Genomic DNA, 24,586 nt, shown 5'->3' with positions numbered 1-24,586 from the left:
GTTTAATTTTCTGCGGTATCTGTATCGTTATCAATAGCTTTTACCGTGTTTGCTGCACCTCCAAAATTTAAACGTAGTGAAAAGCGTAGCGTATTTTCTATTGGGTGTGAAACACTAGAGTTATTTACTAAGTAAGAAAGGTCTATTGTCGCATTTTTAATCTTAACTCCTCCTCCTAAGGTTGCAAAATTAAAACCTCCTCTAGCTTGGTTTTCTGCATAATAACCAGCTCTTAAAAAGAAGGCCTCGTTGTAAGCATATTCACCACTTAAACCTAAACTATGTGCACTTGCTCCATCATCAAAAAAAGAGTCGAACATGCCTCCAATAAACCCTACATCATTGGTTGGAGAATTTGGGTCTGATGAGGGTACAAGAAGTTTGTTAAATTCTAACCCAGCAGTTACATTGTGAAAATCATTAAAAGCAAAACTATAACTTCCCCCTAATCTTAAATTAGTAGGTAAAAAGTAATTATCACCAGAATTGTCTAGGTCTACTTTTGGCCCTATGTTAGAAATGTTAAAACCAGCTCTGTACTGACCTCTAAAACTTTTGTATTGTTTAGGGTCTGATTCATAATAACCTGAGATATCAATGGCTGCGGTATTAACTGCATTTGCATTCGTTGTATTACTTGTTCTACCTAAGTGAATGTATCGTAAACTTACCCCCATTGAAAAATTTTCACTTAATTTTTGAGAATAAGAACCATCAATTGAAAATTCGTTGGGTCTCATCGTTCCAAGAGAGTTTTCGTTTTCATCAGAAAAGTCAATTTGACCTAACGAAAAATAAGTAACACTTGCTGCCCAAGCACTTTTTTCATTGATTCGTTTAGAATAGGAAGCATTGGTTAAAAAAACATCAGGACTTATGTTTCTTAACCAAGGAGTGTAGTTAATACTTACCGTGTTTTCATATTCGGTAAATGCAAACTTTGAAGCGTTAAAAAACTGTGAGTTTCCATCTGTTGATGTTCCAACCCCCATATCTGCTAATCCAGCACCCCTAGCATCGGGTGTAATTAACAAAAATTGTGCTGCAGTTTGTATTACCTCGTTATCAGACTGTCCATAATTCTTGAAAACACCTAATAAGAGGACTACCATAAGTAGCATGTTTAGTTTTTTCATTTTGTTGAATGTTTAAATTAGTGTTAACAAATCAATAAATTAAAACTAAAAACTACTAATGATAAGGGTTACAAAAACAATACAGCGGCTTTTTTTAAGGTTACGAAATCTATACAATTAACCTTAAATCACTGAATTACAATGTTTTTTATATTTTGTTTAAAAATGAAATTAGGTTGGTGTCAGTGTTATTAATTCCTAATTTTTTTCTTAATCTGTAGCGAGCAACATCTATAGTTCTAGTATTTTGGTTAGTAATTGAAGAGATTTCTTTAGATGATAAATTCAATTTTATAAAGGCAGCAATTTTAAGTTCGTTTGGGGTTAAGTTGTATTTTTCAGATAATCTTTTATAAAAATCAACATGTACTTCTTGAAAATAAATTTCAAATTCATCCCACGGTTGTTTCTTTGTTTCGATTCTTAATTTTCGTATTAATTTATCAATTTCTTTGTTAGCTTGTGTTTTAGGAATTTTCTTTATTTCAGATAATTGTTTTAATAAATGCATAATAAACTTATTATCTTTTAAAATGTACATTAAATTGGTTACTAATTTTTTATTCTTATAATCTAAATCTTGTTCTAGTAAAATTTTTTCTTTTTTAATGTTTTCATTAATAAGTTTGGTGCGAACTATTTTATTTTTTTGAAGTAAAAAAAGATTGACAAAAATAATTAAAACAAGTAACAATATGCCTAAGATAAAATAGAAAATTAATTCTCTTCTTTTTTGCTTCTCTTTATTAATTTGATTTGTTAATTCATTTTCGTAATCAGCTTTTAATCGAGCCTCTTTTTTTAGACTTTCTTCATTCAGAAATTCTTCTCTAGATTCGAGCTCTATTTCTTGAATTTCATACGCTTTTTTAAATTCTTTTCTTTGTACATATATATCTTTAAGTGCTTTGGAAATTTCATGTTTATACTTCGGAGAGTTTATTTTTTTAGCTTCTTTAAGAGCTTCCTCATAATATTGTTCGGCTAAACGAATATTATTAGTGCTAAGGTAATTACCAGCTAAGTGTCCTAAAGATTGTATAATACCAATTTTAAAATCATTTTTGTAACGAATCTCTAGAACCTCTTTATTTAGTGTAATAGATTCGTTGTATTTTTGTTGCTTAAATTTAACGCTAGCTAAGTTACTCATTGCATTCGCTAGGTAATACTTAGAAGGTAATTTTTTAGCTACTTCAATAGAGTTGTTATATAGTTGTTCTGCTTTGTTATAATTATTCAAATTTTCATACGCAATACCTTCATTGTTATACATTACTGCTAATAAAAGATTGTCTGCCTGTTTAAAAGCAACCGCATTTTTCTTTTTTAGGGTTTCGAAAATATCGACAACTTTTTCATACTCTTCTGCTTCTAGATATATACTAGCTAAACTAATAGCAGAATAAACGATTCCTTTACTATAGTTAATTTCTTGTGATAATTTAGAGGCTTCCATATACTTGTCCATAGCCTTATCTCTAATACCTTTCACAAGAAAGACGTTTCCAATATCAAGTAATATTTGAGTTTGTTGTACTTTAAAATCGTTTTCTTTTAAATAGGTATTTAACCTGTTTAAATAAAATAGCGAAGAGTCTAGGTTTTTTTGATTATAGGCTTCATATTTTGTGTAATTATCTACATAAAAAATAGAATCTTGCTCAGAAAAAGGAGTAGTCTGAGCTTTTGTATTATTAGAAATAATTACCGAAAAGGATAGAAAAAAAATATAGTTATTTTTTTAATCATAAAAATATAGTTGCTTTACATAACAAGTGTTTAGTTGTTATCTAATAATTAAAACCAATATTATTGGTATCAACTCACCAAGTGAAACTCCAATGCTTCTATACTTGAGTTGATTTTTTTAATATTTTCCTTTCAAAGCAATGTATGGTAACACTAAGATTGGTTGTACTTCATTCAACAAACCTCGTGTTAAAAGCAAAGAGTAATTGTTTGCCAAAACAAAAAATTAAATGCTCGTATTTCTAAAATACAAGTCTATCTATAGATAAAAGTACAGAATTCTTTAGAAGAAAAATAATTTTTCTTCATTTTATAAAAAAGTAAAGCACTTATGAGTATTAAATATTTACACAAAATAAACTGGCAAAATGCTTGACAACCCCTTGGTTGAAATTGTATATTTGCCACCGTTAAGAAAATTTTACAAATGAAATTATCAAATTTTAATTTTGAGTTGCCAAAAGAATTGTTGGCAGAATACCCTTCAGAGCATAGAGATGAAGCACGATTAATGGTATTACACCGTGATACACAAAAGATAGAGCACAAACTATTTAAAGACTTAATCGATTATTTTGATGAAGGAGATGTAATGATGTTGAATAATACGAAAGTATTTCCGGCCCGTATGTATGGAAACAAGGAAAAAACAGGAGCTCGTATTGAAGTATTTTTGTTACGTGAATTAAATGCTGAAAATCGTTTGTGGGATGTATTAGTAGATCCAGCAAGAAAAATAAGAATAGGAAATAAATTATTCTTTGGAGATGACGAAAGTTTAGTCGCTGAAGTTATTGATAATACAACCTCTCGTGGAAGAACATTACGCTTCTTATTCGACGGTTCATACGAAGATTTCAGAAAAAAACTTCTAGAATTAGGCGAAACACCGTTGCCAAAGTATATTAAAAGAGAGGTTGAACCAGAAGATGAAGACCGCTATCAAACTATTTTTGCCAAGCATGAAGGAGCGGTTGCCGCACCCACAGCAGGATTGCATTTTTCTAAACATTTAATGAAGCGCTTAGAAATTAAAGGGATTGATTTTGCAGAAACAACCTTACACGTAGGTTTAGGTACATTCAATCCGGTTGAAGTAGAAGATTTATCAAAGCACAAGATGGATTCTGAGCAAATTATAATACCTCAAGAGAGTGCAGATATGGTAAACAAAGCTATTGCAAATAAGAAAAAAGTATGTGCAGTAGGTACTACCGTTATGAGAACCGTAGAATCATCGGTGTCTTCTAACAATCAGTTAAATGCTTTTGAAGGATGGACGAATAAATTTATTTTTCCTCCTTATGATTTTAGCATAGCAAATTGTATGGTAACGAATTTTCATACGCCAAAATCTACATTGTTAATGATGATATCTGCATTTGCAGGACATGATTTTGTTATGAAAGCGTATAAAGAAGCCATTAAAGAAAAATATAAGTTTTACTCGTACGGAGATGCGATGTTAATTTTATAAAATAGTTTTTTAAACCGTTTGCAAAACCTCACAAGTAACTTGTGAGGTTTTGTGTATTTTTGTACCAGATGAAAGTAAAGAAAAAAGATATACGTGCATTAACCAAGGAACAGCTCCGTAATTTCTTTGTTGAAAACGGAGATAAAGCCTTTCGGGGAAATCAAGTATACGAATGGTTATGGCATAAAGCAGCGCATTCCTTTGATGATATGACCAGCCTATCTAAAGCAACAAGAAAAATGTTGGATGAGCACTTTGTAATCAATCATATCGAAGTTGATGCCATGCAGCGTAGTAATGACGGTACCATTAAAAATGCGATTAAGTTGCATGACGGATTAATTGTAGAGTCTGTTTTAATTCCTACTGATAAACGTACTACTGCCTGTGTATCGAGCCAGGTAGGTTGCAGTTTAGATTGTAAATTTTGCGCAACAGCTCGTTTGAAGCGTATGCGTAATTTGAATGCAGATGAAATCTACGATCAAGTAGTAGCAATAGATAAACAAAGTAAGCTATACCATAATCACAAACTATCAAATATTGTTTTTATGGGAATGGGAGAACCATTAATGAATTACAACAATGTAATTAAGGCTATCGATAAAATTACTTCGGAAGAAGGCTTAGGAATGGCAGCTCGACGTATTACGGTGTCAACTTCTGGGGTGCCTAAAATGATTAAAAAAATGGCAGATGATGAGGTGCGTTTTAATTTGGCAGTTTCGTTGCATTCAGCGATTGACGAGGTTCGTACATCTATTATGCCATTCAACGCTACGTTTCCTCTGAAAGATTTAAAAGAATCATTAGAGTATTGGTATGAAAAAACGAAACGGAAAATAACCTACGAATACGTTGTTTGGAACGGTATTAACGATCGAAAAGAAGATATTGATGCGTTAGTGCAATTCTGTAAATATGTTCCGTGTAAAGTCAATTTAATTGAGTACAATCCAATCGATGATGGAGAGTTTCAGCAAGCTTCAGAAAGAGCGATTACGAATTATATTTCTAATCTTGAAATGAACGATATTGTGGTGAATGTACGTCGTTCAAGAGGAAAAGATATTGATGCGGCTTGCGGACAATTGGCGAATAAAACTTAAAGATTAATTCCTTACTTTTGATGGTTAAATGAAGCCAGTAGCGCACATAAAACTTCCGATTGCCAAAGAAATGGAACTCTTTGAAACTAAGTTCAAAGATTCGATGTTGTCTAAAGTTCCTTTATTAAATCGAATTACCTATTATATTGTTCGTAGAAAAGGGAAACAAATGCGCCCCATGTTCGTGTTTTTGGTAGCAAAAATGGTTTCGAACGGAGGTTTTGACGAACGTACTTATCGCGGAGCATCAGTAGTAGAATTAATTCATACAGCCACTTTAGTACACGACGACGTGGTAGATGATAGTAACCGACGTCGTGGTTTTTTCTCTATCAATGCGCTTTGGAAAAACAAGATTGCTGTTTTGGTTGGAGATTATTTACTTTCTAAAGGATTGCTTCTTTCTATAGATAATGAAGACTTCGATTTGCTAAAACTAATCTCTATTGCGGTTCGAGAAATGAGTGAAGGTGAGTTGTTGCAGATTGAAAAAGCGCGTAAGCTGGATATTACAGAAGAAATATATTTTGAAATCATCCGTCAAAAGACAGCTACATTAATTGCAGCTTGTTGTGGAATTGGAGCAGCATCGGTTGGCGCTAATAATAAAACAGTGCAGCAAATGCGTAAGTTTGGAGAATATATTGGTATTGCTTTTCAAATTAAAGACGATTTGTTCGATTATACCGAAGATAAAATAGGAAAGCCAACGGGAATCGATATCAAAGAAAAAAAGATGACGCTTCCACTAATTTATGCCTTGAATACGTGTACTCCCAAAGAAAAATCGTGGTTAATTAATTCAGTAAAAAAACACAACAAGAACAAAAAAAGGGTCAAAGAAGTCATCGCTTTTGTGAAACAACAGGGTGGTTTGGAATATACCACCGATAAAATGCACGATTATAAAAATAAAGCACTAGCCATTTTAGATAATTATCCAAATTCAGAATATAAAGATTCGCTACTTCAAATGATTGATTATGTGGTGGAGAGGAAAATTTAATTTTTTTATCATCCTTCTAATCTTTTTTTCTTGTTCAAAAGAAAAAAGATATGAAGACTTCAATGAAGAAGATTTTTACGAAGTGCAAGGAATTATAACGAATGTCTATCAAACACCTTCCGTTTTTGACTCACCGTATAATAAATCAATGAATTATTCTTATTCAGTGAATGATTCGGTATTTCTAAATGGTAGTGAAAGAGAATTTTATAAGGCATGGGTTGTAGGAGACCCAATAGTTGTATTAGTTCATAAAAATGATTCTAAGATTAATTTTTATGCTAGAAATGGCTTTTTAGATAATGTTACTGAAGAACAGTTTAGGCAGCTTAATCTTATTTTAACGTGAGTTCGGGATAGTTTATCCTATTCTTTGTAAGTTATCGATATTGATATTAGGTTTAGTTGGATAAAACGAATAAGCGATTAACCCTGCGACTAAATTTAAGATAAAGTTATCGAAGCTTCTGTGTCTTGTATGCTCTATTTGACATACGTTTTTCAAAATATCATTCACACTTTCAATAACAGCCCTTTTTCTAAGCATAATTTTATCATAGATATGCATAAGAGTATTTTTCATATTCTTTCTAATTTTTGTAACCAAATGTATTCCATCTACAAAAAGCTGTTCAAACAGTTCTTTACCTACATACCCTCTGTCGGCAAATATTTTTCCGAACACACGATTATGAAAGGCTTTATCTTTAAGTGGTTGCCTGTCATCTATATTACCTTGCGTAATTAAAAAGTCAACGATATCGCCCTTTTCATTGATAATAATATGAAGTTTAAAGCCAAAGAACCACCCCATGGTTCCTTTCCCTTTTTTTGCGGTGTTTTTAAAAACTTTGTTCTGCTTTTCTCTTTTATAATGACATACTTTAATAGTGGTAGAATCTAAAAAGGAGATCCCTGTACATTGACCTAAACAGTGCATTTGAAGAAACAGTATCATAGGCACTGAACAACGCTTTTTCAATTCAACAAATCGGTTATAGGAAACTAAATCTGGAAATTCTTTTGACAAGTGTTTGCTAACATATTCGATATAAAAGTGTTTAAAACACCTAAAACCACTAAAATGGAAAAGCACCATAATTGTGATTATTTCACTTTGGGTGAGTTTAGGCTTTCTTCGTCTAACTATCTTTGAACAGGTTTCTAAAGCATTTTTATCAATAACTTGATTAATTTCGGTACAAAAATCATCAATTAAACAGAAAAATTCAGTAATTTTAAAATCAGAAATCATAGTGGAAAATTTAGTTACACAATTAAAAATCAGTACTTTAATTTACTAAATTTTTCGCTTTTTTTCGTGTAATTAAAAAACTTTTTTATCCCGAACTCACGTTATTTTAGGAATAGAAGTGAATAAAAAAACCTCGGGATAATTCCCAAGGTTCTCAATTATTGATTGGTTTTTTATTATCAAACAAACTTAAGTTTATATTACAAGATATAAATGCTTATCTGTTTATCAATCATATTTAATCTAGTGATTTTCCTTACTTTACTCATTCTAATATCTTGTAGACGGTAAAGTCTATTGATTCCATTTCCTAATACGAGTTCATTATCCAGAAATATGTTTATTACTTGAGAAAAGTTTTTTCCTAATTTTCCAGATACTCTTGACGTGCTTGAGTCATCAATACGAGTAAAGTTTGAGTTTAATTGTGTATTAATTAGGTTTTTTAACTTTCTGCTACTAATTCTTGAGTCATTTTTTAAAAAATCTAAAAGTAACTGGTTAGATTTTATTTCATTATTGTCAACTATAATCTCAATTGGTTTTTCTGATTCTTTCTTTGATTGTTTTTCTTTTTGAGCGAACAAGTTTAAAGAGATTAAGGCAACAATTAGTACTAAATAGCTTTTTGTTTTCATAGTATAAAGTTTAATATTTAAATAAATAGCGCCAAAAATCATTCCAAAAAACCTCAACAAATTTCTCGAGGTTGGTAGTTATTGATTTGTTTTTCTGAAAGAACGTGCTTTTTAGAGATTAATTCACCTGATTCAGTAAGTCCCTCAATATAAAGAATAACTTCACGTTGCATATTGCTGGGTAACTTTACGGCTAATGTAGAAAAAGGATGAATAAAAATATTTTATATTATTAAATATCCTATTTTTACGTAATGAAAAAGTTACTTTTCTTTATAGGTATTATTTCTATTTTACTTTTTTATTTTTGGTCAAAATTGATAGTAGCTTCAATACTATTTATTTTAATTTTAGATAGCTTTACGGTTAAAATTTTAGTAAGTAAACTAGAAAAGATACTACCAAAAAATATATGGAAAATAATTAGCTATGGCTATATAATTATGCTTCCAGTTTTATTTGCAATTTTTTTTCGAACTTTCTTTTTTGACATTTACTATGTGCCATCAAGTTCGATGGAAAGAACATTGTTTCCAAATGATTATGTTATAATCAATAAAATAAGTTATGGAGTAAAATTGCCAAAGCACCCAAGAAATATCCCAGTGATTGGAAGTTTTTTCACCCCTCCTAAAAATGAATACAATATTTATCAATCTTTAAAACCTTTTAAAAGACTCAAACGAGAAGATATTGTTGTGTTTAAAGCAGTTGACAATTCTGATAAATTTTTAATCAAGCGTATTATAGGAATGCCAGGTGACACCATAGAGCTAAGAGAAAGTAAAGTTTTTATCAATTCAAGAGCGTTGAAGGAAAAAGAAAGTTATTCCTATAATTTTTTATTAAAAAATAAAATCAAAAACTTATTAATAAAAAATTATTCTAATAAGGAATACAGGAAGTTGCCTTTTAATGAAAAGAATAGGTATAAAAAAAATGTTATTGAAAAACCAAATTTTAATTATTTTTTATTTCCTGCGTCTAAGCAGGATAATTGGACAAGGGACAATTACGGGAAATTAATCATCCCTAAAAAAGGGATGAAAATATCTTTAACTGATGAAAATATTGGAATTTATAAAAGTGTTGTGTTAAAATTTGAGAATATCAACTTACAAGAATTAGAGAATCAATATTACACTTTTAAAAACGATTACTATTTTATGATGGGAGATAACCGACATAATTCGATCGATTCTCGAAGTTTTGGCTTTGTGCCTGAAAGTTATATTCAAGGAAAAATGATAAAAGTATTTTCGAGAAAAAGATTATTTAGTTTCTAACGAGATTCACAATTCAAAACTAAAGGATATGTAATAAATATACCAATGGCTTACTATGTGTGTGTTAGTTTTTGAATTTTGTTAGTACTAATACGGGATTATCATTATCGTTTAAATTATCAACTGTTTTTTTTGCCTTTTCATTAAAATAACAGTCTTTGTCTATGGTAAGTGCTCTTTTTATATGTTCATGATCTAAAGTAGTAAGAAGATAATCTTGATAGTAACCTTTAGGGACAAACTTATTGTTAACAAATCCATTCTTAGTGTTATTTATATAATTGAGATTTTCATTGTTTTTATTGTAAACAACCAAATGGCGCAAATCGGCCGTCCAAAAATCAGCAATAATAAAATTAGTAGACTCATTCATACCTAAACCATAAACAAGTTCTTTTTTCTTAATATTGAAAACAAAACTGTCGAAACCGTCTGCTTTTTGATATAAAATGTCTTCATTCCAGCGATCTTTGAAGTTGAAAAAGTATCTTGGTACAATAGAGTCTTTAGTTACTTTGTATGCGATCACAGAATTTTGAGGTAAAAACAAAGCACTATCATCAGTCCGTTTACTTGTTTGATTACCATGTCCCATTTGAAATGAATAAAACCTTTCGATTTCAAAAAAACTATTTTTAATAGTCAACGTGGTATCTGTAATAATTGCTTTATAAGCATATTTTTTGTCATCAAGCGAATAGTTATTAAATAAAAGGTTTTGGGAGTCAAGATAGAGAAAAGAACGTGAGAAAAAAGGAATTCTTTTGGAGCTAACATAACTTCCGTCAAAACGATATTTGAATAGCTTTCGTAAATTACCGTCTAAAATCATAACGCAATCTTGATTTTCTATGATATTAAAATCGAATACACCAGTATACTCTCCTGGGCCATTACCTATAGATCTAATTTTATTTAAAAACTTCCCATCAGGATAACTAAAAATTAAAATCGACTGTGTTTTATAATCATGAACAAAAATTCTGTCATTTTCTATTTTTACCCTTTCTATGGTTCCTATCAAAGATTCTTCAGAAGTCTCAAGCCTTATGAATTTAATATCGTCCACAAGTTCACAAAAGTTCTTAGAGTTGCGACCAATGGTCATGTCAATTTCTTTTGCCCCTGTTACATTATTGATTTGAGATTCTTTTTTACAAGATAAAAGAATGATAATAATTATGACGAGTGTTGCCGTTTTTTTCATTTCAATAGTGAAAAAGGAGAAAATTTCTTAACTCCTTATTAATCTTTTTTTTGCATAAAATCTATGCTTGTTCTCATACTGGACCTTTATCAACACAACATTCACTACCTCTGTAGTAATGTTTTTTTTTTGACCGTTAACATATTGAATATTATACCGTTTTGTAAAATTTCTAGCACAATTTGGATGGAAATAGTATACATTAACGACTGAGGTTCTTTAAAATTAAACAATAAAATATACTCTTTATAAACAAATAAAGTATAGTTTCTTTAAAAAAATAGGGTGCAATTTTTGTGCACCGTTTTCTGTTAGCTATAGCAAGACGAATATATGTATTCAATTCTTAATATTTTTTTTATTGTCTTTTTAAGGTAAATATGGGTAAGTAAACTAAAATTCCTAACAGAGAAAAGATTAGCCCACCAATAGTTCCAGCACCTAAGGCAAACCAAAATACCTCACTTTGTCCATCTTTAACAAAAGGGATAAAACCAAGAATGGTAGATATTATTGTTAAAGTAATTGGAAATATTTTTTGCTTGAAAGCTTCAATATATAAATACATATAATTATGTTTTGGAAATTCTTTTTTTAATTTATTAAAACCATTGATAATAAAAATAGAGGCGTTTACAGTGATACCACTTAACAATACAAAACTTGCCAATCCGCCCTGATCAAAATTAAAATCAAAAAAGTAAAATGTCAAAAATACTCCAATAAAAGAAATAGGGATCACACTTAAAATAATAAAAGGTTGTTTGAGGCTTTCAAATAAAATAGCGCAAATAAAATAAATAATAACCAATATCAACAATAATAATAACGTGTAGTTATTGTTTTTATCGTCATTCAAAAACCATTTTCTTTGAGCGTTTTCAAACTGGTAACCAAGCGGTAGTTTTTTTTCTAATTCTGTTAACTTTTCTTTTAAGAATTTTGCTCCAAATTTAGGAGACCCGGTGTATTGAAATTGTACCAATCGTATGTATTCTTGGTTTTCTTTATAAATACTTTCTTCTTCTCTTTCTTTTTGAATAGTAGTAATATCTTCTAACACAATGGGCGTGTGTAAACTATCTATAGGTGTGTTGGTAATATTCCAAATATCAAATTGTTTAGAATTATGAGACTCTAAGCGTATAGGAGCGTATTTTCCTTGGATATTTAAAGAAATATCCGATTGTTTTGAAAGGGTCAACGATTTTAATTCTTCAAATATTTTTGAGGGATTACTTTTTTGCAAAGCTACTTGCTCTTTATCTAAAGTAAAAAGGTATTCATATGATGGTTTTCTAGACCAATACGAGTTTTCTTTTACAATTACCTTCTGTATTCTTGGATGTTTTAATAGAGCTACTTTTAATGTATCTGCCCAAATATTCAAATTATCATAATTATAGCCTTTAGCTTCTACTGTAAAATCAACAACCTCATTGTTCCCACCACCATTATTAAAACCATTGCCAACACCATAAATATTCCAGTCAATACCTCCTAAATCTAAAGCCTTTCTAACCAAACGTGCCTTTAAAATAAATGGAAAAGAAGATTCTCGAAAACCCTCATTGAAACTGATTTCCATTCGAGCATAATCACCGCTATATACGGTGGTAGTATATTGTTTGATTTCAGTGAAGGGCTGCAAATAATTTTCAATCTTTAAGAAAGCTTCATTCATTTGGTGTACTGTGGTTCCTTTTTCCATAGAGGCAGATACATATAATTTTGTTTCTTCATTTCTGCTATAGTAGGCATTTTCAAAAACATAGTAGTTAAAGAGACGAAAACTACCGCCTAAATATCTGTCAATGTACGGACGAACATTTTCTCGATACCACTCATTTCCAAGGGTGGTATTGTAGGTTTTTTCTAAAAAAGTTTTATTATTTTCTAATTTTTGAGGTAACATAAAAAAAGGAACTCCAAAAATTAAAATAATTATAACGATGGTTACTTTTTTAAATCGTAATAAAAATTTTAACAATACTTCATAAAAGCTATAAAACCTTTTTTGAATAATTAATCCTAGTCTTTTTGGTGTTGTTTTTTGTAGTGAAATCTTTTCTAATAAAGCAGGAATTAAGAATAACGCAATAAACAATGAGACCCCCAAGTTGATAATGATAACCAAAGCAAAGTCAATTAAATTTACTTTGTAGGTATCGTCTAAAAAATAAATAACACTTAGTGCGCCAATGGTAGTCAGAGTAGACGCTAAAATAGGAATAAAAACGTGAGTATTGCCTTGTTTTTTTATATGGTCAATCATTACAATACTGTTATCAACGATTAAACCAAGAGAAATAGTAATTCCTGCCAAGGAATACAACTGTATTTCCACCCCTAAAAAAAAGTAGCCTAAAAAAGCAATTCCCAAATTACAGGTTACACTTATTATTGTTATCCATAAGTGCTTAAAACTACGACTTATCAATAGTATAAAAAGTAATAAAATAGCTAAGGTATATGCGGTTCGCTCATATATTTTATTCAATTCTGTTTCTAAATATTCTGTAGCATTATACGTTTCAATAATGGAATAGTTGCTGGGTAATTGTTGTTGTAATTCTTGAAGCTTGTTAGCTACTTGCTTTGCTAAAACAATCGTATTGGCATTCTTTGTGGCAAATACAGAAAGTGTAATCGTATTTTTTCCATTGACTCTAAAATAACTTTGTGCTTCTTGTTCTAGCTCTTTAATGGTAGTTATATCGTCTAAATAAATGAGTCGATTTTCTATTTTTTTTACAGGAATGTGCCAGTTTATTTTCTTTTCAGAATGAATAGCTAAAGTAATGTATTGTTTTTGGTAAAAAATAGAACCTAAACTTTCTTTTTTAAATTGTAACTGTAGTGCGGTAATGATATCTTGTCTACTAATCTTAAGTTGTTTCAGGATACCAAAATTGTAGTTAATAACATACTCTTTGGGTGTAGCGCCGTATACTTTAGTTTTATCTACGCCTTGAATAGCTCCAATATTGGGTTCTATTTGGTTTTTTACCGTTTCTTGAATTACAAAAGGTGTTTGAGGAGCATTGATGCTATACGATAAAAAAGTACGCTGCTGTTTATTTTCATTGGGTTTGTTCACACTAATTGTCGGATAACTAACCCGTTCGGGAAGTTTCTTATAGAGTTGTCGAATAATCGTGGCTATTTCAAAACGCACATGGTCTACAGAGGTATATTTATCAAATTCTAATGTGATACTCCCGCTATTTTTAGATGATGTGGAGCTTAACTTGGTCAGCCCTTTTATCGTGCTGAATCCTCCTTCTAAAATACTAGTTACATCTCTTTCTAGAACGTAAGGTGATGCGTTAGCCCAATTATAACTTACAGCTATTGAAGGTAAAGAATTACTTGGGTTTAGGCGAACCGAGAGTTTAGGAATAACAAAAAAACCCAAAAAGCTCAATATAAAAAAGAAGATGAGTGTTTTAAATGTTGATATGTTACGTTGGTTCTTAATAGCAAGTTATTTTAAAACACCAAACATAAGAAGTATTTTGCAAAATACCACGTCATTTGGTGATATCTCAAAGAACTTGTGTAAACATTTTGTTTTTTTTAAAAAGTTTCTAATCTATTGTGGTTTAATTTTTTTGTATATTAGTGATGTTTTTGAAAAAGATTAGCTACCTTTTTAAAAATTTTAGTTAAAGAAAAGAATATTAAAAAAAGTTGTGCAGCATTCTTTATTTTTTACTTTTTATTTGGACTATTACTTTATTTTTTACAAAATGAAAGTATGGTTTTGTTTAACTTTTAAAATAGAATAGAAATGAAAAAATTCTTAATTTTATTAGCTTTTTCGGGAGTTTTATTTTCGGCAAACATGCTAACTAAAACTGAAACTGCAGAAGCTTCTTTAGATGAGTGGAAAAGCACAACTGTAGAATGTACTGCGACAAAAACAGTTGGATGGAATTACATTATTACATACGAAGAGTCAACAACATATCAAGCTACAATGCGCAAGTGTGTAAGTAGTTGGGGGCTTTGTACTTGGAACAGTTCTTGTAGTTAAAAAATTATAAGACGAGGATAGAATTATTCTATCCTCGTTTTACATTAAAAAAGTATGTTTAAAAAAATTATATATTCATTTTTTTTAATCCTTTTGTTTTCTAGTTGTAAAGAGGAAAAAAAAGGACGTGATTCGCAATTTGATTGGTTGGATAGAAAAGCGATATCTAATAAAAATATACCAATTAATAATGATAATCAGGTACAACTAAATGTTGAGCAATATGTAGAACAAAAATTAAAAATTTCAGATGTTATTTCTAATTTTTCTTTTCTAAGCTTAAAGGAAAACATTAATAAAATTGGAAATATAGATAAGATTTTATTTAATGACGATTATGTTTTTCTTCTAGATAAATACACAACAGAATCATTACACTTGTTTGATAGGAAAAATGGAGAACAAATTATTGTTTTTAATGAGCATGGAAGAGGTCCAACTGAGTTCACCTCCATTTATGATTTTGATGTAGATTATAAAAATAAAGAAATCTATATTTTTGATGGAGAGAATCTTAAGTGTTTGAAATATAGCTTTGATGGGCGATTTATTATTTCAGAAAGATTACCTTTTCGTATTGGGAATATTAGAAAGTTAAGAACAGGTGGGTTTGTAAACTTTCCTCAGCATGCACCAAATTTTCACTTTGGAGATTTTTTCTCCGATAAAGATATTATTGTAACCGACAGTTTGTTAGTTCCTAAATATGGAGGGTTTACTTTTAATCAGAATGCAGTTATAAACGATTTTTACAGTAGGGATTATTTTGGTTTTAACAATGATACATTATCTTACTTTCCGAGATTTAAAAATCAAATCTACGAATTGAATAGAAAAGAAAAAGGTTATGAATTTATATCATTAGTAAAATTCGATTTAGGTAATTACGAAATTCCTAACGAAGACTTTGTTATGGAAGCCTCTAAGTTTATTAGTAATCGTAGAAAAGATAATAAGCTATTTTCAAACGGAAACCATTTTGTATCAAATAATTGGATTGGTACTTCTTTTAGAAACTTTGGAGGAATTGATTTTTCTGTTTTTTATGATCGAAGGAGTGAAAGAGTTTTTGCTGGAACTGGTTTTGAATTTGATTTTAAAGGTTTGCCTTTTTTCGGATTTCCAACAGCAATAAATAAAAATGAGTGTGTAACTGTAATAGATAATTCGTTAATTCATCAGTATAAAAATATTAGTGATAAAAACAAACAGTATTATATAGATAACCAAGTTTGGTCTCATGAGATGGACTCATTAATGTTAAATATAGAGGATACAGAATCTCCAGTTTTACTTTTTTATAATTTGAAATAGTTTCTTTATGTATAAAATAAAGTTAATTCTTTATACGATATTACTGATTATTTGGGGGGATGATTAACATCTTCTAACACCGTGGATTCCGCCATAATAGCAAGTTATTTTAAAACACCAAACATAAGAAGTATTTTGCAAAATATCACATCCTTTGGTTATATCTCAAAGAACTTGTATGAACTTTTGTATTTTTTTTAAAAAAGTTTCTGATTTATTGTTTTTTAACTGTTTTTTTGTATATTAGTGGTGTTTTTGAAAAAGATTAGCTAACTTTTTTAAAAATTGCCGGCAAAAAGAAAGAGTGTTTATATAAAATTGCAATACATTCTTTTTAAAGTTTATTACCAATAATGCGTTATAAATTTAGTTTTATAATGGTGTTGTTAATGTTTAATTTTTAAAATTTTTTAAGATGAGAAGAATAATTTTAGGCACTTTGATTGTTGTGCTTTCTTTAGTATATAGTATTGATATGTCTTTAGCCCAGTCTTTAACATATGAAGGAGATACTACTATCTGTCTCACAGCTCCTACAGCTCCATATCATTGTGTAGCAAACGAAGATGGATCTGGTGATACCTGTAGTAAGACCAGTAGTGTTGGTCCTGCGTGTTCAAATACAGCAAAACGTGTTTAATTTAAAAATTATATTATGAAAAAAACAATTTTTCTTTTAAGTGTTCTTTTTTTATGTGGAATTACTATTAAAAGTGTTAGTATAGTAGATGCTCAATCTCTCATACATGAAGGAGATGAAAGACAAATGTGCTCTGTTAGTTCCAGTTCTATTGATAATTATGGCAAATGTTATGCTAGTGGAGGTGGAAACTATGGCTGTAGTATGTTAGTGGTGTCAGGCAATGCCTGTAATGGCACTGTAACGGTACTGAATTGATGATAAAGTTTCAAAAACAAGCTTCATCATATTTTATGGTGAAGCTTCATGTTAAAACACTAATGAGAATAATATTATTTTATATTTTAATGGTCTTTCTTTCGTGCGAGAGTAATACCACCAATGGTATAGATTTTGTTGATAGCGGTCAGGAAACTTATGAATTAAATGATAAGTCAACATTTAATATAAGGTCAGCAGAATTTTCAAATTTTAATAATGAGAGTTTCTTTTCTTTTTTAAATATTAATGACAATACACTTGTGAAATATGTTGGAGAAGAAAAGAAAGCATCAGTTTTAAATTTAGATTCAGAAGGAGAAGACGGTGTTGGGAGCCTAGATTTTTTTTCGACTCATAAATTTATATCCAAAGATAGTATCCTTATACTTCAAAGTCAAATAGGTAAAATGTTTTTGCTAAACTCAAAAGGGAAAAAACTTAAAACTTATGAGTTATATAATGTGTCTGAAAAGGGGAGTTTTGTAACTTTTCCAAGTAATGGAGTTTTGAATCCAATACTTTATGACGATAATCAGAATATTTTTACAAGATGCTCAATGGTAAAGTATTTTAAAGATTACCAAAACATAAAACTAGTTAAAAAAATTAATCTTCAAAATAATTACAGTGAAGATATCCTATCACTACCAAAGATATACAATGATGGATTTTGGGGAGCTTTGTTCAAGTATGAACCAAGTATTTGCTTTTATGATAAAGAACACCTATTAGTAAGTTTTCCTATCGTTAACGATATTTACAAGGTCAATCTTAAAGGAGAGTCAATTGAAAAAATTAGTATTAAATCAAAGTTTTTATCAAAAAAAATGAACCTATGAATGATGATTTGGAGTATGGAAACAAAGAAAACGTAAATTGGAATAATATTAATTCTTATAGTCTTTCCAATTCTGATTACACAGCTGTAATTAAAGACAGTTACAGGAATTTGTATTACAGAATTGTTTACTTAAGACCTTCATTAGAGGATGTTAAAAAAGGGAAAAGAGTTCCTGACTTTTCTGTGATTGTAATAAATGAAAATTTGGATATCATAGTCGAAAAAAAATTTAATTCTACCATATATTCCCACACTATTATTATACCAAATGAGAAAGGGCTAGCCATTGCAAGGAAAGATTTATATAACTTAAATGATAATAAACTGACATTCAGTTTCTTTAATATAAAAAAATGAAAAAACTAATTTTATATTTCTTTGTTGTTTTTAGTTATGTTAGTTGTGATGAAAGTAAAACAGAACTTTTTAATAGAGGAGTTAAAGAATTGTCAAAAAATAACTCAATTGATTTGAATTTAATTGATAATGTAGTGCTAATTCCAAATGAGGGCTGCGGAGGATGTATCACAAGTGCTACACTTTTTTTTGCGAAAAATTTCGATAAGTATGAAAGTAATACTATAATTATTTTTACAAATGTTAAAGATATTAAACAATTAAAAGTCACTTTAGGAAAAGAGTTTTTAGAAAGGAAAAATGTACTTGTTGATACTGAAGAGTTTTTTGTTGATTCAAAAATTTCATCTATATATCCTCAAATACTGAAATTAAATAATTCTAAGGTTGTAGAAAGTGAAATTTTTGATATAAATAATTTTAAAATGATGTAGCGCAATAGATTTTTTATTACAAGGCATGATGTCTCAAAATTTTAGTTGAAAGTAGGTATAAGAAGCTCTAAAAAGGGAGGGGGGTTATAAATAAATATTTTATTATCAATAAGTTAAACTGTATTATAGCAATAACAACTAAGGCTTTTTTGAACAAAAAATAAATGTTTTTTAAAAAATTTAAAACTCCTTTATTATTAGTGATTATAGGGAATGTTATCGCTTATAGGTATTTTAATAGTTCAATAATTTTCTTAGAAAAAAGTGTATTTTTTAATAGTTTTTTGTAAGTTGCTACTTCTAATTTTTAAGAAAAGATACCATCCATAATAAATTTGCTTTTGAGAATATGTTAAGAGTTATATTACTGTTTTTTGTAGTGCTTTTAGTTTCTTGCCAAAATGAAAAAAAGCCTAGTGAAGAAGAATCACAAACTACCGTAAGTACAGAAGGGGTCTATGTAACCGTACTACCTATAAACACAGACACTTTTAATCAACAGCTTATTGTAAATGGTAAAATCCATGCTATTCAGAAAGCAGAATTGCGATTTAAAACATCCAACCAATTAGCAACAGTAAACGTACGTAATGGAGAAAAAGTTAAGCATGGTCGGGTAATCGCTTCTCTAGAAAATGAATTGTTAAAGAATGAGGTTCAAAAGGCAGAGATAGATGTGCAGAAGTCTGAAAATAAACTGAGTGAAGAAAAAATAAATTATGATTCAGAAAAATTACCTGAAAAAGTACTTGCTAATTTGAAAGTAAAGAGTGGTGTGGTTGAATCAAAAAATAATCTCGAAAAAGCAAGGATTCAATACAGTCAAACTTTTTTAAAAGCACCCTTTACAGGAGTGGTAGCCAATGTAGAAAAAAAATAGGAGACTATGTTACCCCTTCAGAGGTTTTTTGTACAGTAATCAATCCTAATCGTCTAGAAGTTTCCTTTGCTGTTTTAGAAAATGAATTTGGATTTATCAGCAATGGTCAAAAAATTGAGATTCAATCGTTTTCAGGTAAAAAACAAAAAATTGAGGGGATTATTACAGATATCAATCCTTTAGTAGATAAAAATGGATTGATACAAATGAAAGCTAAAATAACTTCTGAAAATACAGGTTTGTTGGATGGAATGAATGCTAAAATTCTGATAAATAGACCTCTTGAAAATGTGATTCTTATTCCAAAAGAGGCGTTAGTCCTCCGCACAAATAGAGAGGTAGTATTTACCAAAGAAAATGATTTGGCAAAATGGAATTATGTAGAAATAGCTGGAGAAAATAAAGATAGTTATGCGATAAAAAAGGGGCTGAAATTGACGGATACCATCATTGTTTCAGGAAACTTAAATTTAGCACATGATGCTAAAGTGAATGCTACTTTTGTAAAAGATGATACCACAGAAAGTAAGTAATTCTCTATGGTTAAATTTCTAATAAACCGTCCTGTTGCCGTTTTTATGGCAAGCTTAGCATTTTTGTTACTAGGTATGGTAGCTGCTGCTAAAATACCTACTTCACTAATGCCTGACATTCCCATACCTGAAATTACGGTGCAAGTTAGTTACCCTAACAATACGGCAAGAGAATTAGAAACCAACATAGTTCGTCCGTTACGAAACCAACTACTGCAAGTTGGTAATTTGAAAGATATTTCATCAGAAACTCGAGACGGTTTTGCTGCCTTAAAACTATCTTTTGAATACGGTACCAATACCAATTTAGCCTTCGTAGAAACCAATGAGAAAGTAGATGCTTCGTTAAACTATTTACCAAGAGATTTAGAACGACCAAAGGTAATCAAGGCATCGGTAACTGATATTCCTATTGTAAACTTAACTGTTTCTTTGAAAGACGATTTTTCATCAGAAAAGTTTTTAGAGTTAAGTGATTTTACAGAAACTGTTTTAAAAAAACGTATTGAGCAATTGCCCGATATAGCTCTAGCAGATATTAGTGGATTAACTAAACCCGAAATTGTAGTAACTCCTGATATCCAAAAGTTACAAAGTTTAGGCTTGGATAGTAACGAGCTTATCAATGCTATTAAACGAAATAATTTCGAATTGGGAAATCTGTTAGTGCAAAATGGAATTTACCAATACAATTTTAAGTTTGCAAATCCTTTAAAAAATAAAAAAGATATTCAAAATATTTACTTGAACATTCATAATAAATTATTTCAAATAAGCGATTTAGCAAGTGTCAAACTACAAGCAGAACAAAACAAAGGTCTAATTTATGTAAATGGTAAAAGGGCCATTGTACTAGCAGTCATAAAACAAGCAGATGCACGAGTATATGAACTCAAAGAATCACTTGATAAAGTAACACAATCTCTTGTGGAAGATTACCCTAATTTGGAGTTCACGACCAATCAAGATCAAACAAAACTGTTACAGCTTTCAATAGATAATTTAAAGTCTAGTTTATGGCTGGGTAGCTTTTTAGCAATACTAATAATGTTTTTCTTTTTACAAGATGTAAAGTCTCCTTTAATTATTGCCATAAGTATTCCTGTGTCTTTAATAGTCAGCATCTTTTTTATGTATTTATTTGGGTTGTCTATTAACATTATTTCACTTTCAGGACTTATTTTAGGGGTGGGAATGATGATTGATAACGCCATTATTGTTATTGATAATATTACCCAAAAATTAGAAGAGGGAAGCAATTTGGCGAATGCTTGTGTACGAGGAACAAATGAAATTATTACACCGCTAATAAGTTCTGTATTAACCACTTGCTCTGTATTTTTGCCTTTGCTTTTTTTAAGTGGAATAACAGGAGCATTGTTTTATGATCAAGCACTAGCCGTTGCTATTGGATTATTTTCATCTTTGTTAGTATCGATTGTGTTAATACCGGTAATATATAATCAATTAAATAAAAAAACGTTCAAGTTTGAAAAATGGTTGCAACTCAAAGTACAGACTCAACACATAGAAAATTGGTATGAAAAAGGGTATGATTTTTTCTTTAAAAGGAAAAGTATTTTATACGGTATTTCTACGTTTTTTGCACTTTTAGCAGTTTTGTTTTTACTACTAATGCCATACTCTCAATTACCAGAGCTTAATCAAAATGAAGTGATTTTGAATATAGATTGGAATGAAAATATTACAGTTGAAGAAAACCAAAAAAGAATAGCCAGTTTATTTAGTGAAGAAACCAATTTACAAACAGTGTTTTCAAAAGTGGGAGAACAACAATTTTTATTACAACAAGAAAATACTAAAAGTTTTTCAGAAGCAGCGATATATCTCAAAACAAATACCATTGATGAAATTGAAAAATTGAAGAATAATTTACAAGGCAATATTAATAGAGTATTTAAGAGTGCTACTTTTAGCTTTGAAGAACCTAAAAATATATTTCAATATTTATTTGGGAATCGAAAGAGTGCGTTAATTGCCCAAGTTTTTTCGAGAAGTTCTTTAGAGGTACCACCAGAAGAAAGTTTACCCAGAATTCAAAGGTTACTGAAAAAAGTCTCAACAACTGAAATACCCCTTAAACAAACAGCTTTTATTGAGGTATTACATGAAAAAATATTGTTGTATGATGTTTCTTATGATGACTTGTTACATGAATTAAAATCTACTTTCAACCAAAATTTTGTTGATAACCTAAAAACAGCTCAAAAGTTTATCCCAATTAAACTCAATTACCAACAGGAAACTTTTGAAACAATGATTACCGATTTATTTGTGAAGAATAAAAACAACGAATTAATAGCTGTTCGTAATTTAATTAAAACCTATCCTGCACAACAGTATAAAACCATAACAGCCAATAGAAGTGGAGAATATTTAGCTTTTGATGTACATACAAATAAGAATATTGAAAATAAAATAAATGAAATTCAAAATGTATTTAAGAAGCAAAAGGATTATAATGTTCGGTTTGATGGGAGTTTTTTTGATATAAAAGCATTGGGAAATGAATTATTAGTTGTTGTTTTAGTAGCGATATTATTACTATATTTTATCATGGCCGCTCAATTTGAATCGTTATGGCAACCCATAATAATTTTATTAGAAATACCCATTGATATTGGAGGAGCATTATTATTACTTTGGCTTTTTGGAGGAACTATTAATGTAATGTCAGCTATTGGAATTGTAGTAATGAGTGGTGTAATTATAAATGATAGTATTTTAAAACTACATACCATAAATTTACTAAGAAAAGAAGGGAAATCGACACATGAAGCTATTAAGTTAGGAGGTAAATTGCGTTTAAAACCTATTTTAATGACCTCATTAACTACTATTTTAGCATTATTACCCTTTCTATTCATAGATGGTTTAGGGGCAGAATTACAAAAGCCTTTGGCTTTAACTGTAATAGGAGGAATGCTAATAGGAACTTTTATAAGTTTGTACTTTATTCCTTTAATGTATGCACTATTAAGTAAAAAAGAAGTATATGAAAAGTCAACTTAAATATTTTATACTTATAATTTTTTATCTTTCAACTATAAGTATGTTTTGCCAAAAAAAATGGACTTTAGAAAGTTGTATTGAACATGCAAAGCAACACAACATCGATGTAATAAAACAAAAAATACAAACCGAAGTATTAAATAGTGATATTAAAATTGCTAAAGGAAATTATTTGCCAGATGCAAATTTTAATGCTTCGCAAAACTTTTCTCTGGGTAATTCATTTAATGTTTCTACTGGAGTAGGACAAAGGGAAAGTAGTTCAAACAGTTTTAGTTTATCATCTTCCTTGAATATTTTTAATGGCTTTAAAAATAGGCATACACTTCAAAAGTCTAAACTGTCTAAAGAAAAATCTGAAGCGGATGTAGATAGGATAGAGTTTGATTTAACTTTGAACATAACTAACAAGTACTTACAAATCTTATTCAATAAAGAGCTTCTTAAAGTTGCTGAAGAGCAAGTAAAAATAAGTAATCAGAACTATAACCGCCTAAAAAGACTATATGATAATGCGCTTATTGGAAAAAGAGAGCTACTTGAAATTGAATCTACCTTAGCCTCTGATACTAAAGAAAAGGAAGTAATGAAGAATAAGGTTAAAAACAGTTTAATTGAATTACGGGAATTGTTAGATATCAAACAAATTGAAAGTTTTGATATAGAAGAAATAACGATTGATAATTTGCTGTCAGTTCCTAATAAAATCACAAAAAATATTATAGAAAACAATCCACAAATAATCTTTTCAAAATTAGCTATTGAACTTCAAAGTAAAGAAATTCAGCTTTCTAAAGTTAATTTTTATCCTAGGGTCAACCTAAATTATTCATACGGCAGTAATTATTTTCATATTTTAGGACAAGAAGATGTTGTTTTTAATCAGGAAACAGGGCAAAATGAGGCTAATGGCTTTTGGGTACAGTTGAATAACAATAGAACTCATTTTATTGGTATCTCAGCTTCCATACCAATTTTTAATAGGTTTCTGACGAAGGAGAATTATAAAAAAACTCAAGAGGAATTAAAGACTCTAGAAGCAGAACTAGAAAATAATAGACAAATTTTACGAAATAAAATTGAAATAGCGACTAATGATATGGAAACTGCTAAAGTTTCATTAGATGCATCAAAAATAGCCACGGACACACAAAATAAAGCTTTTGAAATATTACAAAAACAGTATAAAAATGGGAACGTTGGGATTTATGAGTTCTTAGAAGGTAAAAGTAAATATATTAGAAATGCTTCTGAGTATATAAAATCAAAGTACGAATATTATTTTAAATCAAAAGTGTTAGGATATTATTTTAATCAATAATGCTTCACTCATTCCCGTCCATAAATATGTGTTTTTCTACTTCACTTATAACTAAATAAAAAGTTTT

At 29.6% G+C, this 24,586-nt stretch carries 22 protein-coding genes and 1 pseudogene; 17 read left to right on the top strand and 6 right to left on the bottom strand.

Translation table 11 applies throughout. From position 1 onward, the window contains the following. Positions 1–2 precede the first annotated feature (2 nt). Together porV and P8625_RS08355 are read right to left on the bottom strand one after the other, a co-directional pair. The gene (porV, locus tag P8625_RS08360) at positions 3–1,136 is read right to left on the bottom strand and encodes a type IX secretion system outer membrane channel protein PorV (protein WP_279650014.1); all 1,134 of its coding nucleotides are present in this window, start codon (positions 1,134–1,136) and stop codon (positions 3–5) included. Between the two features lie 148 nt (positions 1,137–1,284). Next, on the bottom strand, positions 1,285–2,631 hold the full coding sequence (locus tag P8625_RS08355; protein WP_279650013.1) for a tetratricopeptide repeat protein: 1,347 nt from the start codon (positions 2,629–2,631) through the stop codon (positions 1,285–1,287). Between the two features lie 684 nt (positions 2,632–3,315). On the opposite strand from P8625_RS08355, the gene queA reads away from it, so the two are divergent. The 4 genes from queA (at position 3,316) to P8625_RS08335 (ending at position 6,829) form a co-directional block, all read left to right on the top strand. Then, positions 3,316–4,365, top strand: coding sequence for a tRNA preQ1(34) S-adenosylmethionine ribosyltransferase-isomerase QueA (gene queA / locus P8625_RS08350; RefSeq protein ID WP_279650012.1), 1,050 nt, complete (start codon positions 3,316–3,318; stop codon positions 4,363–4,365). Positions 4,366–4,433: 68 nt separating this feature from the next. Next, complete coding sequence (gene rlmN, locus P8625_RS08345; RefSeq protein WP_279650011.1) at positions 4,434–5,474, top strand: 23S rRNA (adenine(2503)-C(2))-methyltransferase RlmN; 1,041 nt, start codon at positions 4,434–4,436, stop codon at positions 5,472–5,474. A gap of 28 nt (positions 5,475–5,502) precedes the next feature. After that, positions 5,503–6,480: a polyprenyl synthetase family protein gene (locus P8625_RS08340; RefSeq protein WP_279650010.1), complete on the top strand. Its 978-nt coding sequence runs from the start codon at positions 5,503–5,505 to the stop codon at positions 6,478–6,480. Further along, on the top strand, positions 6,458–6,829 hold the full coding sequence (locus P8625_RS08335; RefSeq protein WP_279650009.1) for a hypothetical protein: 372 nt from the start codon (positions 6,458–6,460) through the stop codon (positions 6,827–6,829). The genes P8625_RS08340 and P8625_RS08335 overlap by 23 nt, the downstream gene beginning before the upstream one ends. 12 nt (positions 6,830–6,841) lie before the next feature. On the opposite strand, the gene P8625_RS08330 is transcribed toward P8625_RS08335, so the two are convergent. Beyond that, on the bottom strand, positions 6,842–7,735 hold the full coding sequence (locus P8625_RS08330) for an IS982 family transposase (RefSeq protein WP_279650008.1): 894 nt from the start codon (positions 7,733–7,735) through the stop codon (positions 6,842–6,844). Positions 7,736–7,935: 200 nt separating this feature from the next. Continuing rightward, complete coding sequence (locus P8625_RS08325; RefSeq protein WP_279650007.1) at positions 7,936–8,373, bottom strand: hypothetical protein; 438 nt, start codon at positions 8,371–8,373, stop codon at positions 7,936–7,938. A 254-nt stretch (positions 8,374–8,627) separates the two neighbouring features. Here P8625_RS08325 and lepB point away from each other — a divergent pair, with 254 nt between their 5' ends. Then, positions 8,628–9,659 carry a signal peptidase I gene (gene lepB, locus P8625_RS08320; RefSeq protein WP_279650006.1) on the top strand — a complete coding sequence of 344 codons (1,032 nt, stop codon included), beginning with the start codon at positions 8,628–8,630 and terminating at the stop codon, positions 9,657–9,659. A 64-nt stretch (positions 9,660–9,723) separates the two neighbouring features. Here the strand turns inward: lepB and P8625_RS08315 are convergent, their stop codons facing one another. Next, positions 9,724–10,866, bottom strand: a complete 1,143-nt coding sequence (locus tag P8625_RS08315; protein WP_279650005.1) for a 6-bladed beta-propeller — start codon at positions 10,864–10,866, stop codon at positions 9,724–9,726. A 358-nt stretch (positions 10,867–11,224) separates the two neighbouring features. Beyond that, positions 11,225–14,308, bottom strand: a complete 3,084-nt coding sequence (locus P8625_RS08310; protein ID WP_279652931.1) for an efflux RND transporter permease subunit — start codon at positions 14,306–14,308, stop codon at positions 11,225–11,227. Positions 14,309–14,659: 351 nt separating this feature from the next. Here P8625_RS08310 and P8625_RS08305 point away from each other — a divergent pair, with 351 nt between their 5' ends. From P8625_RS08305 to P8625_RS08255, 12 genes and pseudogenes are all read left to right on the top strand, one after another. Next, a complete protein-coding gene (locus P8625_RS08305) occupies positions 14,660–14,905 on the top strand; it encodes a hypothetical protein (RefSeq protein ID WP_279650004.1) in 246 nt (81 codons plus the stop codon). Positions 14,906–14,959: 54 nt separating this feature from the next. Further along, on the top strand, positions 14,960–16,219 hold the full coding sequence (locus P8625_RS08300) for a 6-bladed beta-propeller (protein WP_279650003.1): 1,260 nt from the start codon (positions 14,960–14,962) through the stop codon (positions 16,217–16,219). Between the two features lie 415 nt (positions 16,220–16,634). Next, entirely contained in the window at positions 16,635–16,859 is a 225-nt protein-coding gene (locus P8625_RS08295) for a hypothetical protein (protein WP_279650002.1), read from the top strand. Between the two features lie 15 nt (positions 16,860–16,874). Further along, positions 16,875–17,117, top strand: coding sequence for a hypothetical protein (locus tag P8625_RS08290; RefSeq protein WP_279650001.1), 243 nt, complete (start codon positions 16,875–16,877; stop codon positions 17,115–17,117). Between the two features lie 62 nt (positions 17,118–17,179). Then, on the top strand, positions 17,180–17,959 hold the full coding sequence (locus P8625_RS08285; protein ID WP_279650000.1) for a hypothetical protein: 780 nt from the start codon (positions 17,180–17,182) through the stop codon (positions 17,957–17,959). Then, positions 17,956–18,318, top strand: coding sequence for a DUF4221 family protein (locus P8625_RS08280; protein WP_279649999.1), 363 nt, complete (start codon positions 17,956–17,958; stop codon positions 18,316–18,318). Before P8625_RS08285 ends, P8625_RS08280 begins: the two co-directional genes overlap by 4 nt. After that, on the top strand, positions 18,315–18,752 hold the full coding sequence (locus P8625_RS08275; protein WP_279649998.1) for a hypothetical protein: 438 nt from the start codon (positions 18,315–18,317) through the stop codon (positions 18,750–18,752). The genes P8625_RS08280 and P8625_RS08275 overlap by 4 nt, the downstream gene beginning before the upstream one ends. 349 nt (positions 18,753–19,101) lie before the next feature. Beyond that, on the top strand, positions 19,102–19,632 hold the full coding sequence (locus P8625_RS08270; RefSeq protein ID WP_279649997.1) for an efflux RND transporter periplasmic adaptor subunit: 531 nt from the start codon (positions 19,102–19,104) through the stop codon (positions 19,630–19,632). After that, positions 19,569–19,805 (top strand): annotated as a pseudogene (locus tag P8625_RS16350) (HlyD family efflux transporter periplasmic adaptor subunit); the annotation flags it as partial. The gene P8625_RS08270 and the pseudogene P8625_RS16350, both read left to right, overlap by 64 nt. Before the next feature lie 33 nt (positions 19,806–19,838). Further along, positions 19,839–20,165, top strand: coding sequence for an efflux RND transporter periplasmic adaptor subunit (locus P8625_RS08265; RefSeq protein WP_279649996.1), 327 nt, complete (start codon positions 19,839–19,841; stop codon positions 20,163–20,165). Between the two features lie 6 nt (positions 20,166–20,171). Next, on the top strand, positions 20,172–23,198 hold the full coding sequence (locus P8625_RS08260) for an efflux RND transporter permease subunit (RefSeq protein WP_279649995.1): 3,027 nt from the start codon (positions 20,172–20,174) through the stop codon (positions 23,196–23,198). After that, positions 23,182–24,519 carry a TolC family protein gene (locus P8625_RS08255; protein WP_279649994.1) on the top strand — a complete coding sequence of 446 codons (1,338 nt, stop codon included), beginning with the start codon at positions 23,182–23,184 and terminating at the stop codon, positions 24,517–24,519. Before P8625_RS08260 ends, P8625_RS08255 begins: the two co-directional genes overlap by 17 nt. The last annotated feature ends 67 nt before the right edge of the window (positions 24,520–24,586 follow it).

The sequence above is a fragment of the Tenacibaculum tangerinum genome, assembly GCF_029853675.1.
Classification (GTDB): domain Bacteria; phylum Bacteroidota; class Bacteroidia; order Flavobacteriales; family Flavobacteriaceae; genus Polaribacter; species Polaribacter tangerinum_A.
This window is presented reverse-complemented; position numbering and strand designations above follow the sequence as displayed.

What these genes read in the sequence shown, in the direction of transcription:
- P8625_RS08275 (WP_279649998.1), top strand. Translation starts at nt 18,315, where the DNA reads ATGAAAAAACTAATTTTATATTTCTTTGTTGTTTTTAGTTATGTTAGT.
- queA (WP_279650012.1), top strand. Translation starts at nt 3,316, where the DNA reads ATGAAATTATCAAATTTTAATTTTGAGTTGCCAAAAGAATTGTTGGCA.
- P8625_RS08330 (WP_279650008.1), bottom strand. Translation starts at nt 7,735, where the DNA reads ATGATTTCTGATTTTAAAATTACTGAATTTTTCTGTTTAATTGATGAT.
- porV (WP_279650014.1), bottom strand. Translation starts at nt 1,136, where the DNA reads ATGAAAAAACTAAACATGCTACTTATGGTAGTCCTCTTATTAGGTGTT.
- P8625_RS08280 (WP_279649999.1), top strand. Translation starts at nt 17,956, where the DNA reads ATGAATGATGATTTGGAGTATGGAAACAAAGAAAACGTAAATTGGAAT.
- P8625_RS08290 (WP_279650001.1), top strand. Translation starts at nt 16,875, where the DNA reads ATGAAAAAAACAATTTTTCTTTTAAGTGTTCTTTTTTTATGTGGAATT.
- P8625_RS08255 (WP_279649994.1), top strand. Translation starts at nt 23,182, where the DNA reads ATGAAAAGTCAACTTAAATATTTTATACTTATAATTTTTTATCTTTCA.
- P8625_RS08325 (WP_279650007.1), bottom strand. Translation starts at nt 8,373, where the DNA reads ATGAAAACAAAAAGCTATTTAGTACTAATTGTTGCCTTAATCTCTTTA.
- P8625_RS08265 (WP_279649996.1), top strand. Translation starts at nt 19,839, where the DNA reads ATGAAAGCTAAAATAACTTCTGAAAATACAGGTTTGTTGGATGGAATG.
- P8625_RS08340 (WP_279650010.1), top strand. Translation starts at nt 5,503, where the DNA reads ATGAAGCCAGTAGCGCACATAAAACTTCCGATTGCCAAAGAAATGGAA.
- P8625_RS08260 (WP_279649995.1), top strand. Translation starts at nt 20,172, where the DNA reads ATGGTTAAATTTCTAATAAACCGTCCTGTTGCCGTTTTTATGGCAAGC.
- P8625_RS08315 (WP_279650005.1), bottom strand. Translation starts at nt 10,866, where the DNA reads ATGAAAAAAACGGCAACACTCGTCATAATTATTATCATTCTTTTATCT.
- rlmN (WP_279650011.1), top strand. Translation starts at nt 4,434, where the DNA reads ATGAAAGTAAAGAAAAAAGATATACGTGCATTAACCAAGGAACAGCTC.
- P8625_RS08285 (WP_279650000.1), top strand. Translation starts at nt 17,180, where the DNA reads ATGAGAATAATATTATTTTATATTTTAATGGTCTTTCTTTCGTGCGAG.
- P8625_RS08270 (WP_279649997.1), top strand. Translation starts at nt 19,102, where the DNA reads ATGTTAAGAGTTATATTACTGTTTTTTGTAGTGCTTTTAGTTTCTTGC.
- P8625_RS08295 (WP_279650002.1), top strand. Translation starts at nt 16,635, where the DNA reads ATGAGAAGAATAATTTTAGGCACTTTGATTGTTGTGCTTTCTTTAGTA.
- P8625_RS08300 (WP_279650003.1), top strand. Translation starts at nt 14,960, where the DNA reads ATGTTTAAAAAAATTATATATTCATTTTTTTTAATCCTTTTGTTTTCT.
- lepB (WP_279650006.1), top strand. Translation starts at nt 8,628, where the DNA reads ATGAAAAAGTTACTTTTCTTTATAGGTATTATTTCTATTTTACTTTTT.
- P8625_RS08305 (WP_279650004.1), top strand. Translation starts at nt 14,660, where the DNA reads ATGAAAAAATTCTTAATTTTATTAGCTTTTTCGGGAGTTTTATTTTCG.
- P8625_RS08335 (WP_279650009.1), top strand. Translation starts at nt 6,458, where the DNA reads ATGTGGTGGAGAGGAAAATTTAATTTTTTTATCATCCTTCTAATCTTT.